The 14,339-nt window shown below is 44.5% G+C and carries 9 protein-coding genes; 6 read left to right on the top strand and 3 right to left on the bottom strand.

Annotated elements, in window-relative coordinates; all coding sequences use genetic code 11:
• The first annotated feature begins 113 nt into the window (after window positions 1–113).
• The 6 genes from bioA to QUF19_RS05730 all read left to right on the top strand — a co-directional run bounded on the left by bioA (window position 114) and on the right by QUF19_RS05730 (window position 10,583).
• Complete coding sequence (gene bioA / locus QUF19_RS05755) at window positions 114–1,391, top strand: adenosylmethionine--8-amino-7-oxononanoate transaminase (protein WP_286297361.1); 1,278 nt, start codon at window positions 114–116, stop codon at window positions 1,389–1,391.
• 378 nt (window positions 1,392–1,769) lie between these two features.
• Window positions 1,770–5,186: an ATP-binding protein gene (locus QUF19_RS05750; RefSeq protein WP_286297359.1), complete on the top strand. Its 3,417-nt coding sequence runs from the start codon at window positions 1,770–1,772 to the stop codon at window positions 5,184–5,186.
• On the top strand, window positions 5,183–6,307 hold the full coding sequence (locus QUF19_RS05745) for an EAL domain-containing response regulator (protein ID WP_286297356.1): 1,125 nt from the start codon (window positions 5,183–5,185) through the stop codon (window positions 6,305–6,307). Before QUF19_RS05750 ends, QUF19_RS05745 begins: the two co-directional genes overlap by 4 nt.
• 167 nt (window positions 6,308–6,474) lie before the next feature.
• Entirely contained in the window at window positions 6,475–8,007 is a 1,533-nt protein-coding gene (istA, locus tag QUF19_RS05740; RefSeq protein WP_286291968.1) for an IS21 family transposase, read from the top strand.
• 10 nt (window positions 8,008–8,017) lie between these two features.
• A complete protein-coding gene (gene istB / locus QUF19_RS05735) occupies window positions 8,018–8,740 on the top strand; it encodes an IS21-like element helper ATPase IstB (RefSeq protein ID WP_286291966.1) in 723 nt (240 codons plus the stop codon).
• A gap of 175 nt (window positions 8,741–8,915) precedes the next feature.
• Window positions 8,916–10,583 carry a response regulator gene (locus QUF19_RS05730; RefSeq protein ID WP_286297354.1) on the top strand — a complete coding sequence of 556 codons (1,668 nt, stop codon included), beginning with the start codon at window positions 8,916–8,918 and terminating at the stop codon, window positions 10,581–10,583.
• Between the two features lie 109 nt (window positions 10,584–10,692).
• Here the strand turns inward: QUF19_RS05730 and serS are convergent, their stop codons facing one another.
• From serS to lolA, 3 genes are all read right to left on the bottom strand, one after another.
• On the bottom strand, window positions 10,693–12,000 hold the full coding sequence (gene serS, locus QUF19_RS05725) for a serine--tRNA ligase (protein WP_102433702.1): 1,308 nt from the start codon (window positions 11,998–12,000) through the stop codon (window positions 10,693–10,695).
• Window positions 12,001–12,142: 142 nt separating this feature from the next.
• Window positions 12,143–13,498 (bottom strand): replication-associated recombination protein A, encoded by a 1,356-nt coding sequence (locus tag QUF19_RS05720; RefSeq protein ID WP_282570375.1) that lies wholly within the window; start codon window positions 13,496–13,498, stop codon window positions 12,143–12,145.
• 64 nt (window positions 13,499–13,562) lie between these two features.
• On the bottom strand, window positions 13,563–14,159 hold the full coding sequence (gene lolA / locus QUF19_RS05715) for an outer membrane lipoprotein periplasmic chaperone LolA (protein WP_029222615.1): 597 nt from the start codon (window positions 14,157–14,159) through the stop codon (window positions 13,563–13,565).
• Window positions 14,160–14,339: the final 180 nt, after the last annotated feature.

Below are 14,339 nucleotides of genomic sequence, written 5' to 3'. Positions count from 1 at the left end.
GATTGCATTTATGCTTGGCTAGTCTACCGACAAGCTTTAGACTGTCAACACATTGATAATATCAAAAGTTTACACCTGGTTATTTTTTAACCACACTAAGAATGGAAGTTACTATGGATCTCGCCTTTGATCGCCAGCATATCTGGCATCCTTACACATCAACGTTAACACCTCTGACCTGCTACCCAGTCACAAATGCAGACGGTGTTTACCTAGAATTAGAAGGCGGAAAACGAATTATTGATGGTATGTCCTCTTGGTGGTCAACCATTCACGGCTACAATCACCCAGAGCTCAATGCTGCAGCTCACAGCCAAATCGATAAGGTGTCACACGTTATGTTTGGTGGTATTACCCATCAGCCAGCAATCGATTTATGTAAGAAGCTTTTGAATCTAGCACCCAGTAATCTTGAACATGTATTCTTGGCTGACTCTGGCTCGGTAGCCGTAGAAGTGAGCCTCAAAATGGCGCTGCAATACTGGCACGCTAAAGGCCAACCTCGTTCAAAGTTCTTAACACTGAGAGATGGCTACCACGGCGATACCTTTGCTGCGATGTCGGTGACCGATCCAGATAACTCGATGCACAGCCTCTACAAAGGCTTTTTGCCGGAGCACATTTTTGCCGATTCGCCAAAAACAGGCTTTTGGGATCAATGGGATGTTAATGACATCGACAGCTTTCGAGAAAAGCTGGCAGCACACCATCAAGAAGTCGCTGCGGTGATCTTAGAGCCAATCGTTCAAGGTGCTGGCGGTATGCGCATCTACCACCCTGAATTCTTGAAACAAGTGCGCTTGCTGTGTGATGAATTCAACGTGTTATTGATCTTGGATGAGATTGCGACCGGCTTTGGCCGCACAGGGAAACTGTTCGCTTGTGAGCATGCCGACATTCAACCGGACATTCTATGCTTAGGCAAAGCGCTGACTGGGGGCTACATGACCCTCTCAGCAACGCTGGCAAGTAAAGAGGTTGCTGACACCGTATGTGGTGGTGAAGCTGGCTGCTTTATGCACGGGCCAACCTTCATGGGTAACCCGTTGGCTTGCGCAGTCGGTGCGGCAAGTTTATCCATCATTGAGCAAGGCAATTGGCAAAATCAGACTCAGCAGATCGAACAGCTTTTCTCTGAGTTGCTCCCACCGTTGCGAGAACATGCACTGGTTAAAGACGTGCGTTGGTTGGGCGCTATTGGCGTCGTTGAAACCCACACGCCTGTCGATATGGAAACCATCCAAGCTCACTTTGTTGAACAAGGTGTTTGGATACGCCCGTTTGGCAAATTGATATATATGATGCCTCCCTTCATTAGCCAACCGGAACATATCGAACAGCTTGTTTCATCCATAGATAAAGCACTTAATCGCCCTGATTGTTTTAAATAGATCTTATTGCTTTCGATATAAAGAACATCGATTCAGCCTGTGAAGAACGGGCTGAATTATTAAAATTAACCCTCTGTTAAAAAAGGAAATAATTAAATATACCATCACAATTCTTATTTATCCTTTCGACAAAAATAAGTTCAAAAATTGTATTAGTGGCTAAATAAATGTCGTCATAGAATGCGGGACTTTTCATCGCTCGCTAACTTTATGAAGACTTTGTTTCTCTTATTACTCGCTCTAACTTCACTCTCTTTTTCCAGTACAGCTGAAGAACTCACATTAAGTGCAGCTCAGCATAGCTATATCCTAAATAAACAGAAGATAGTCATTGCTAAGCCAATGTACCTGTTTAATCACGTCTGGGAAGATTTTGTCGTGGCACGAAATCAAGACACGTGCGATAGCATCCAAGGTCTGCTTAAAGAGTACTTAAATGTAGAGGTGGAGGTAAAAGAATACTTTTCTTCAAGAGCATTGTTATCTGCCATTGCGAGTGGCGAAGCTGATTTAACTATCGGCTTTGCAGAAACACGTAAAAGAGCGGAACAGTTTGAGTTTTCAGACAACTTATATGACATCCAAAATGTGTATTGGTACAGAGATGACGTCGCCAAAAACACACCGCACGAACAATTAAAATGGGTATGCATTAAAAGCTCGTTATTTTGTCAGCTGCTCAATCAGCAGGGCATATCAGATCCTATGGTTGTGAATAGCACCTCTGAGCTGTTACCTGCCATCGCCAATGGTTTTGCCGATGCGACGATCCTAGATCTGATATCAGTACAAAGCTACTACTCGGTAATGACTCCGGGTGAATGGCAGGGTGCACTCTCTTTCAGCCAAGATCTGCCAAGGTTCCCAGTTCAGATCATGATGAACCAGAATGACAGCGTGATGTACGGCATCATAGAAAAATTCATTCGTGATAAAGAGAATGAAATCGCCAAGTTGTCTTCAGAACAGTTCTATCATTTTTACGATGATCTCGTGAACCAGATAATCCAGAGTCAATATGGAAAGCGCCCTATCCGCTTTACGGTGACAGAGGGGATCTACCCATATTCATATTTTGATCCCACCACCCAAGAAGCGGTGGGGTTCATTCATGACGCGATAAAGCTGATATCAAGAAAGCTTGGACTGAAATTTGAGTACGTGCCACCAGAAGGCAGAGACATCATCGATATGCTTAAGAATGGTGATGTCGAGTTTTTACCTGGCTTCGATGTAGAGAATGTGGATTCCACGGAGTTTATTGCCAGCAAGCCCTTCATGACATTCCAATGGGCACTGATTAAGGTTAATGGCGACTCTGCGGTTAAGAAGACTGCGATCTTGGATCGAACTGGCTACTTCATTCCAAAGTCGAGTTTAGAAGATCATTTGGCTGACGCTGTGATTTACAACGACATGGACGCCATTATTAACGGTATGAGTAATGGAGCAATCACGCACGCCTATATCCCTAAAAGTATCGCCAACCTTTATATTTTTAATGGTTACGATGCGCTGTTTAACATCATTCCGCAAGCAGCAGAAGTTTCGTTGCAACGTGAGATGGGCGTCATTTTTCATCCAAGTTCATCGTTCTTACAGAGCGTCATCGACTCAGCGATTTCTCTAACGACACAAAATGAAATTGACCTCCTGACGTTGAAGCACCACAACATCATTGCTCAATATGGGTTCAGTGAAGAACGAATTGTGGCGTATACCTTGGCAATATCTGGCGTAATTTTCGCGTTGATTACCTTCGGTTTGATGAAAACTCGTCGATTGTCGCTATCGCTGTCGCGTGCTCAACAGTCTGAGCAGCGCAGCTATGACCAGATCCAATGGCTAACAACCTTGTTAGATAACTTACCGAGCCTTATCGCCATTCACGATAAAAATGGTCAACTGGTTCTTTCCAATAGTGCCTTTGATAAACAGATGGCTGCTTGTTTTACCCATCAACACCAAGAGAACCCAGAGTTTTGTTGGCTAAAAGAGAACGATGAACGAACCGGGAATCTATTAGGTGTTTGGAGCACCATCAAATGTGATTGCAACGGTGACGAACAGCACTTTCGAGTGATTCGTCAGTGTTTGGCAAACGCATCTGAGACAGATCCTTACGTCATCACTGTACTCGACGATCTTACAAGGTGGGAGAAGCAACAGCGTGAGCTCGAGATCTCAAACAAAAAAGCGCAAGAGGCGATAAAAGCTCGCGACCTGTTCTTAGCGATCGTCAGCCATGAATTACGCACGCCTATCGCTGCGATGATTGGCCTTATGGAACTGCTCAGTACCAAGATAGAAAACCGAGATGATATGGAGCTTCTTAGCAACGCTCAATTATCTGCCGAGCGATTAAAACTGCTGGTCAGTGACATTCTCGACATCTCCAAAATGGAAGCGAATCAACTTCACTTAGAGTCGAAGATGAGCAGCATCTATGACGAGTTGTGCCCGATATTCCGAACGTTTGAGACCAATGCGCGACTCAACAATCTTAACTTCAAATTGGATTGGAAGGTCAACTCAATATCCAGCGCAAGCTTGGACTGGCTGAGAGTCACTCAGATCCTCAATAACCTATTGAACAACGCGATTAAGTTTACTGAAAACGGCTTTGTACTCGTCACTATTAAGGTGACCACCGAACAACTACAGATCTCTATTACCGATACGGGCTGTGGTATGTCTGACCAACAGATAACGCGAGCGTTTCAGCCTTTCGCACAAGGTGACCACAGTATTAGCCGACGTTATGGAGGCACAGGCCTAGGTATCACGGTAGTCCAACGTCTAGTAACCATGATGGACGGTGCACTTAATATTGAAAGCAAGGTGGGCCTGGGGACGAAGGTAACGGTTAGCTTGCCAATCAAAGGCACAGTTTCGCCAGTCAAAGTGGTGAACCCAATACACTCTGAAGACAGAGAGATATTGGCGTGGCTAAGAGCTTGGAAAGTCGATAATCAAATGAATGATTACAGCCATGCAATTGAACGTTCCACACAATGGCAGAACCTGTATCCAGATCTATTGATGAGCGATATCACTTCTCAAGGCACAAGCGTTACTCATGCCCCAGCGTCTGAGTACCACTTTACCGGAACGGTACTTATCGCCGACGACGACCCAATTAACCGCTTGTTGTTTGCCAAACAGCTCAAGCGCTTTGGTTTAAAGACGGTCATCGTAAAAGACGGCCAAGAAGCGATGGAAGAGTTGGAGAACAGCGAAACGCTCGTGGATATCATCATCACTGACTGCCATATGCCTAACATGGATGGCTATCAGCTAACTGAGATAATTCGCTCACTCGACAAGTTTAAGCACTTACCCATTATTGGTTGTACAGCGGAAGACTCGAAACTGGTAATAGAAAAAGCAGAACGTGCTGGTATGGATCAGGTGATCTATAAGCCCTACTCGTTTGAAGAACTTGCATGTGCGATTGAGGAATTGTTACCTCAACAGAAAACAGAAATGGCTCAAGCCGACCAATCTTGGGCACAGAATTACAGTCCAGAGGAACAGCTTCAAATGGCGACCGTCATTTTGGACTCGTTCAGTTCAGACAAAGCCATGTTGCTAGAGCCAAACCCAAACATCAAAGCAATAGCACACAGAATTAAAGGATCGGCGAGCTTACTCGGCTTAGATTCTTTAAATCATGCCGCAAAGGAATGTGAGAAAAATGCGGAAGATCCCATGTATTGTCACAAGATAATTGAAGAGCTGAATTTAGCCATCGCCTCAGCTCAAGCGGTTATAAACAGGTTAGATTCACTATGAAAATTCTCATCGTTGAGGATTCGCTGTTACAAGCGACACAGATTCAGATCTTACTCAAACGCTACAGCGTTGATGACGTCTATACCGCTTACAACGGCGAGGACGCGATCGATCTATGTAAGCAACATCGTTTTGATATTGCATTCTGCGACCTTCAGTTGCCACAGATTGATGGCGTGTCGTTATTGGCTTCCCCTGAAGCTCAGGGCTCAATACAAACTGTCGTCATTTTGAGTGCGATGGCGGATGCTGCGTTGGATTCAACTAAGAGTATGTGCAAACTGATTGGTTATAACGAAGTCGAAGCGATACCGAAACCGGTCGCTGAAGCGCATATCCAGCGTTTGCTGTCATCATACAAGCGTATCCAAACCGCTAAATCTATTCTGCCAGCCGAAGTTAAACTGAATGAGCAACAGACGCTAGAAGCCTTTGAGAATGAATGGTTCACCAACGCTTATCAAACGCAACATGACGTCGAACAAGCGACACTGGTTGGTGTTGAGGTACTTGCGCGCATTATGCACCCTGAATTGGGGTTACTCACCCCTTTCCATTTTATGGATACGTTGCGCCAACTCGGACTGATGGATCGACTTTTCTTTACACTGCTTGAGCTGGCTCTGAAAGATATCTCATCAATGCGTAAACCGATCCACTTCGCGATCAATATTGAGCAATCAACATTGAAACTTGAGATTGCCGATCAAGTCGCGAGCTTATGTGCCAAATACAACATTGACCCTTCATTGCTGACTCTGGAGATCACGGAGCATGAGACGATCTTGCTCGATGCGTATTGCTATAAAAACATCGCAAAACTGAGCATGTTAGGGGTTGGATTATCGGTTGACGATTTCGGTACGGGTTATGCGTCACTGTCCCAACTGTCGAGCTTGCCATTCACCGAGCTGAAAGTGGATCGCAGTTTTGTAAACAATATCAGCGAAAACAAAAAGAATCAGATTCTAACCAAAGCTTGCATCAATTTAGCAGAAAACCTAGGCCTTTCTTGTATTGTCGAAGGTGTCGAGCAGCAACAAGATCTTGAATACTTGAAGACTATTGGCATGACCAAGTTGCATATTTCGGAGCTAGCCGACCGCCTATTTCGGTTTTAATCGACCACCAAATCCGTTTTTAACCGACCACTCATTTCGGTTTTAATCATCCACTTTTCGGTGTGTTTCCGAAATCGATGGTCGATTTACCGAAATAAACCTCTTTTCTCTTTTAAATCAATAGGTTTAACCTGAGTCTTTCATGTTGAGAGCACTAAGGATAAATCATGCCGAAAAAGAGAATGCCAATGAATAAAATTAAGGAAATCTTACGCCTCCGATACGAGTGCAATCTTTCTAATCGACAGATCGCCGCTTGCCTCAATATTGCTCATTCCACTGTATCCCAGCATCTATCCCGATTTAAATCCAGTGGCCTCACGTGGCCACTGGAAGAGACTCATCATGAAAATCAAGTCACCCAAGCTTTGTTTGATGGTCGCTCATCTTCTCAGCATAAAGTGATGCCTGATTTCACTCTCTGCTACTTAGAATTGAAGCGTAAAGGGATGACTAAAGCTTTGCTTTGGGAAGAGTATTGTCATCAGCATCAAGACAAAGCCTATGGCTATACACAGTTCTGCGAACTGTATAGACGTTGGCTAAAGACACAAAAACGCAGTATGCGCCAACTTCACCATGCTGGTGACAAGCTCTTCATTGACTACTGTGGCCCAACGATCCCTGTTGTGAATCCAGATACAGGAGAATGCCGACATGCTCAGGTATTTGTCGCCACTTTAGGAGCGTCAAATTACACCTATGTCGAGGCGAGTGAGAGCCAAGGGCTTGAACACTTCCTCATGGCTCATGTGAATACCTTTAATCACTTTGGTGGTGCTCCGAATCTACTTGTACCTGATAATCTGAAATCTGCTGTAACGAAAGCAGACTGTCATAGCCCTATCCTCAATGAGAGCTACCGAAAACTGGCACAACATTACGGCGTTGCTGTGATGCCAGCCAGGCCCTACAAGCCTAAAGATAAAGCCAAAGCTGAGAACGCAGTTCTCATCGTAGAGCGCTGGATAATGATGCGCCTTCGCCACCAAGTGTTCTATACAATGGCTGAGCTGAACCTGGCTATCCGAAAGCTGATGCATGACTTAAACCAACGAGAGATGAAACAGCTTGGTGTCAATCGACATGACTTGTTCAACAAAGTTGACCGTCCAGCGTTAAAACCACTGCCATCGCAACCATATGTGTATATCGAAACTAAACGAGCAACCGTCTCCCCTGATTATCACATTCAATATAAAAAGCACTTCTACTCTGTGCCGCACCAACTTGTTGGGCAACAAGTTGAGCTTGAAGCAACGCATCAAATAATACGTATCTACCACAAAGGGAGCATTGTTGCTCACCACTGCACAAGCCAAAAAGAATATGGTCTCTCTACCGTTTACGAGCATATGCCAAGCAACCATCAATACCAATCATGGACACCCGAGCGTTTTATCCGTTGGGGAAAATCTATTGGGCCAGCCACAGGTGAACTGACTCAGATGTTGCTCAAACGCCCAGAGCATGAAGCATTGGCCTTTAGAAGTTGCTTTGGGTTACTAAGTCTTGCCAAAAAGCACTCAGACGCACGGTTAGAACAAGCTTGCCGAGATGCCTTAGTGACAGAGAAGCCATACCTTGGCTTCGTCAAAAACTTATTGAAGAACCATCGAGAAGGCACTCTCTCTCAGCCTTCCACTGATACCCCAAACCTTAAACACACTAATGTTCGTGGTTCCAACTACTACCACTAGGAGAAACAATATGGACGCAATAATCCAACAGTTAAAATCACTACGCCTAAGTCATGCTTCTGATGCACTGGAACAGCAAAGGATACACCCCGCGACCTATGCTGAACTTGGCTTTGAAGAAAGGTTAGGACTCATCCTTGATCATGAGATAGTGAACCGAGATCAAACCAAAATCCAACGACTTAAACGGCAAGCCAAGCTGCGCCTAAGCGCTAGCGGTAATCAACTGGACTACCGCCCAGAACGAGGCTTAAAAAGAGCAATGATGGGAGAGTTATTATCAGGCACTTATTTACAAAAGCGACAGAATGTCCTGATTACAGGTGCAACAGGTGCAGGTAAAACCTATGTTGCTTGTGCGCTCGCCGAGCAGGCGTGTGAGCAACACTGCCCAAGTCGTTATTATCGCCTAAATCGTTTACTTGATGACCTGAGTAGTAGCCGCCTTGATGGCAGCTATCAAAAGCTGCTACTGAGCTTGTCTAAGAAAAAACTGTTGGTTATCGATGACTGGGGAATGGAAAAACTCAGCCAAGAGCATGCAAGTAATCTTCTCGAAGTGCTAGAAGATAGATACCAAGAGTGCAGTACAATCATTATCAGCCAACTACCTGTAAAAGAATGGCACGAGATGATCGACAACTCGACGATCGCTGATGCGATCTTAGATAGGTTGGTTCATCAAAGTCATAGAATCGAGTTACGAGGGGAATCAATGAGAAAACTGGCTTAAATCGACCACTTGGAGTAAAACTAAGGAAGAGAAAAGAGAGGCTTAAAAAGGTGGTCGATTAAAAACGAAACTAGGGGTCACATCAGCCGAAATACGCAACCAAGTACCAAGGTTTTATTGCTTCAAAGCCTGCGAGCTTTTCAGAATTCACGTCAGTAAATAATTTAAAATAAACATGAAATTAACTCAATTAAATGCCCTTATCGTTGATGACTCAGCGATAGTACTTTCAACTATTCGTAATATGCTGATCCATATTGGCTTCTCAGAACGTTTGATTTCCATTGCTAAATCTCCGCGCATAGCAATGACCATCACAAATGACACAACCTTTGATGTGATCATTTGCGATTATAACTTTGGTAATACCATTAACGGCAAACAGCTATTTGAAGAGTTGAAACAGTCGAAAAGATTAAAGGATGACGGGATATTTATACTTGTCACAGGCGAAAACTCGGCTTTGTCGATCCGCCCTATCTTAGAGCTTCGACCTGACAATTATCTATTAAAACCGTTCAACCGAGAAACATTGAAGCAACGTATTACAAGCTCTCTGAAAAAGAAGCTCGTTCTACAAAATGTCTATAAAGCCGAAAGAGAAAACAACTACCAAGCGGGTTTGGAATATTGTGAAGAATTGGTCGCATTCCATCCCGAGTATTTCGCGACAATTCAGCAATTTCGCGGAAGCTTTCTATCAAAACTTAAGCTCTACGACGAAGCCAAGAGCGTTTATGAGAAAGCACTTGATGAAGGCAGCTTCGATTGGGCACAAGCCGGGCTCGCGAACAGCCTTGCTAATCTAGGTCAGCTTAACGAAGCACAACATATGATCGAAAGCTTGATTGATTCTGCGCCCACCAGCACCTTGTATCGAGACCAAGCAGCTCAGGTCAACCTGATCAGCAACAAGGTTCCTGCGGCGATTGCACACTTTAAGTTGGCGAGTGAACTCACCCCTGGTAACTCGGAAAGAGAGCTAGCGATCGCGAATCTATGCTTATCAGTGAATGATTCAAAAGCAGCGCTGCTTCACTATCAAAATTATGTGCAGATCAATCGAGACACCTTTCGTGACAACCTGTATATGAAGTTAAATCATATTCGATTTTTGCTTTATTGCGCGTCTGACGGCATCGATAAACAAGCGAATTTGGATCAAGTCAATTACCTGATTTCGAAGATCCCGACCGAGGCACGATCAGGCTTGCAAACTGACTTGGCGCTTATCGCTGCTCACATCGCGATGGAGTCCAAGCAGTACCAAAAATCGGTAACAATATTAACGGCACTGCACGACAAAAATGACTTCGACGCATTCCCAGTGATTTATCACCATGCTTGGTTGTTGGACAGAATGAGTTGTGAGAACGAATTTAAAGTCGCAGAAAATCGTTGTGGTCTATTGATTATCAAAACAGCAAACGAGACTGTTGTTTCCAGTCAAATAACGATGTGTGCTGAGATGAAAAATCGTAACTCAGAAAAGATGGAATGGCTTAAAGAGAAGAACATCAGTATTAAGCAGGGGCAATCAGATTATAAATTAGTGCTCGTGGCTTACTTAGATATTCACAGGCGTTGCCCGATGATCAAGAACGTATGTATGAACATCGTAAAACTGCTTTCTGTTATTTGGCCAGATTCAATGGGCGCTAAGCAAGTGATTACTATCATCAAGCAATGTGATGAAGTGATCACCCAGCTTTATACGATGGATGAGCTGACAAAAAACAACTATCAAAACTATTACCGAAAAGCGCTATTAGCCTGTAAACAAGCCGATCTAGCATGTAAGCAAGCCGATGAAGTAAATAACCCAAGTTTTGCTTATATGTAGCTTCTGTTTTACAACGGCCACATACAAAAAAGGCTTTGCCATTACAGCAAAGCCTTTTAAATATTTTGGCAAATCAGATTAATCTAAATTTGATTAACCTAAATTGGCATTAACCGATGTGCGTTACGCCGCCCATGTATGGCTGAAGTACTGCTGGGATAGCAATACGGCCATCTGCTTCTTGGTTGTTCTCAAGAATAGCAACCATAGTACGACCAACAGCAAGACCAGAACCGTTTAGCGTGTGTACAAGTTCAGGTTTCTTCTCGCCTTTACGACGGAAACGAGCTTGCATACGACGTGCTTGGAAATCCCACATGTTTGAACAAGAAGAGATTTCACGGTATGTCTCTTGTGCTGGAACCCAGACTTCTAAGTCGTAAGTTTTCGCAGAACCGAAGCCCATATCACCAGTACATAGAATCACTTTACGGTAAGGAAGCTCTAGAAGTTGAAGTACTTTCTCAGCGTGACCTGTTAGCTCTTCAAGCGCTGCCATTGAGTCTTCTGGCTTAGTGATTTGTACTAATTCAACTTTGTCGAATTGGTGCATACGGATAAGACCACGAGTGTCACGACCGTAAGAACCCGCTTCAGAACGGAAACATGGAGTGTGAGCTGTCATCTTAAGTGGCAGTTCAGCTTCATCAGTAATCGTGTCACGAACCATGTTCGTTACCGGTACTTCCGCAGTAGGGATAAGCGATAGCGTCTTAAGCGGTACATCACTTACTTGCTCAGTTAGCGGGCTTGTGTGGAACAAGTCTTCGCCGAACTTAGGAAGTTGACCAGTACCGTAGAGGCTATCGTGGTTCACTAAGTACGGTACGTACATTTCTGTGTAGCCGTGCTCATCAGTGTGAAGGTCTAGCATGAACTGAGCAATAGCACGGTGTAGACGTGCGAATTTGCCTTTCATCACGATGAAACGAGAACCAGAGATTTTAACTGCGCTAGCAAAATCAAGACCGCCAGACATTTCGCCAAGATCTACGTGATCTTTCACTTCGAAGTCGTAAGTCTTAGGTTGACCCCAACGAGAAACTTCTACGTTGTCGTCTTCATCTTTACCATCTGGCACTTCTGCGTCAGGAAGGTTAGGAATCGACATTGTGATCGTTTCTAGCTCAGATTGAAGCTCAGCCAATGTTACTTTAGCTTGGTCTAGTTCTGCGCCTAAGTTGCCTACTTCTGCAAGGATACGCTCAGCTTCTTCATGGTCGCCTTTTGCTTTCGCTTGACCAATGGACTTCGATCGAGAGTTACGTAACGCTTGTAGCTCTTCAGTTTTCATCTGAAGGGACTTACGTTTTTCTTCAAGTTCACGAATTGTCTCTACATCAAGGGCGAAGCCTCGACGTGCTAATTTTGCCGCTGTTTCATCCAGCTCAGCTCGAAGTAATTTAGAATCCAGCATTGCTAATCCTATGCTTTAGTTATTTGAATATTCAGTAATTTGCTACTGAATCACTGCTAAACCCCTAAAACTGGTGCTATTTCGACCAATTTTTAACGATTTAATATAAATTTTATGACTAGGTAACGATATCCAAAAAAGACTACTTTTCATAGCGTTTTTGTGGGCTTTTTGCGTCCAAATCCGCCAGATAATCTAGCTTCTCGCCAATTTTGGTCTCTAAGCCTCGTTTTGTTGGGAAATAGTATTGTGTTTCGCCCATTTCAGGCGGTAAATACTTTTCTCCAGCCGCGTAGGCACCTGGTTCGTCATGAGCATAACGGTATTCTTGCCCGTAGCCCATGTCCTTCATCAAAGTTGTGGGTGCATTTCGCAAATGATGCGGCACTTCATATTCAGGGAGATTGTGTGCGTCCGTTAAGGCTTGCTTCCAAGCGGTGTAAACGGCATTACTCTTAGGTGCACACGCTAAATAGACAACCGCCTGAGCAATCGCACGCTCCCCTTCTGCTGGGCCAATACGTGTGAAGCAATCCCAAGCCGACATTGCGACCTGCATTGCTCTTGGATCAGCATTACCAATATCTTCAGAAGCAATCGCCAGCAAACGTCTCACGATATACAAAGGGTCACAACCCGCTGCAATCATTCGCGCCGACCAATACAACGCAGCATCGGGATTAGAGCCTCGAATCGACTTGTGAACGGCGGAGATTAGGTCGTACCAAATATCACCCTTGTTATCGAAACGAGCAACCTTCTCACCAGCCACTTCAGCTAACAACTGCAACGTTATCGCTTTCTCGCCCTTATCGTTGTCTTCTGCCATGTCATACAGCAACTCAAGATAGTTGAGCGACATACGAGCGTCACCGTTGACCAGTTCAGCTAGGCGATCTAGAACGTTATCAGCAAAATCAGCCGTCACATCACCCAACCCGCGCTGTTTATCTTCGATCGCTTGGCGAATGACGAGGGCGATATCATCTGTATTGAGAGAAGTCAGTTTGTAGACACGCGCACGCGACAACAAAGCGTTATTCAATTCAAAAGAAGGGTTTTCTGTAGTCGCACCGATAAACGTAACCGTGCCATCTTCGATATGAGGTAAGAACGCATCTTGCTGACTTTTGTTAAAGCGATGGACTTCGTCCACAAATAGAATCGTTCTACGCCCTGCTTGCTTGTTCTCACGCGCTTTTTCAATGGCGATACGAATGTCTTTTACACCCGACGTCACCGCTGATACGCGCTCAACTTCTGCATTGGCGTAATTTGCCGCCACTTCTGCCAGCGTGGTTTTACCGGTGCCCGGAGGCCCCCATAAAATCATGGAGTGGATATGGCCCGCTTCCAACGCTCGGCGAAGGGGTTTACCTGGACCTAATATATGCTGCTGACCGATGTACTGTTCAACAGTTTCAGGTCTCATACGAGCAGCAAGGGGACGAAAATCTTCGTCCCCTGCAAAATCTAAGCTGTAATTACTCAATTGCAATCTCTTGATTCGTTGATGGCATCAATGCCTATCGACTTACTACCAAACGATCTGCCAGTTTGGATCAGTTTCTTTGGTCGTCGACCTCGACACCTTCCGGCGCCACAAAAGTAAAGCGGTCTGCAGCAGGTTTACCTAAATCAACATTGTTAAAGGTAAACTCACCTTTTTGGCCGTCTTGTTCAATCACATTAAAGCCCTGAACAATGCCTTTCTCGGTGATGTTAATCTGGAAATCGCCTTGATTAGAATCCACTGCCGTTGGCGTTAGCGTAAATTGGTTACCCGTTTGCGCGACGTTGTAGTTGTCCCAATCACTTTCTTGGTTACGAGTCAGCAATACAAAAGGCGTTTGTGATGTGGCTTGTTCTTGCCAGTAAATGCTCACTTGCTCAATGAACGGGCTGTAGTACCACAAGCTTTGGCCATCAGATACCAATAGGTTTTCATCAGGGAAAGTGGTTTCCCAACGGAATAAGCTAGGGCGTGCAATCTCTACCGTACCCTCACCTTCCATCACAACATCACCGTCAGGGCTGGTTACGACTTGCTTGAAGTCAGCGCTGAAGCCTGCATTCAGCGACAAGCGGCTACTCAACTCTTCTTTCGGAGAAGCAAATACTGAGAAGCTCATAAATAAAAGTGCGAATACTTTTTTCATCAATAGTCCTGTTAAATCATAATACCAATCACAGTAAGTAAGTGATCAGAAATATCGTCGGGAAAAGGCTTGAGAACAAGGCGTAATTTTTTGATAAGTAGTTATTCTACAATCAAAAATTATAACGCAGTTATCGAGCGTTTTAACCAGCTAGGGTGACCAGTTATTTACTACGATTGG

This window comes from Vibrio sp. FE10 (assembly GCF_030297155.1).
Taxonomy (GTDB): Bacteria; Pseudomonadota; Gammaproteobacteria; order Enterobacterales; family Vibrionaceae; genus Vibrio; species Vibrio apostichopi.
The sequence above is the reverse complement of the archived record's forward strand: the minus strand, read 5'-3'. Positions and strand labels throughout refer to the sequence as shown.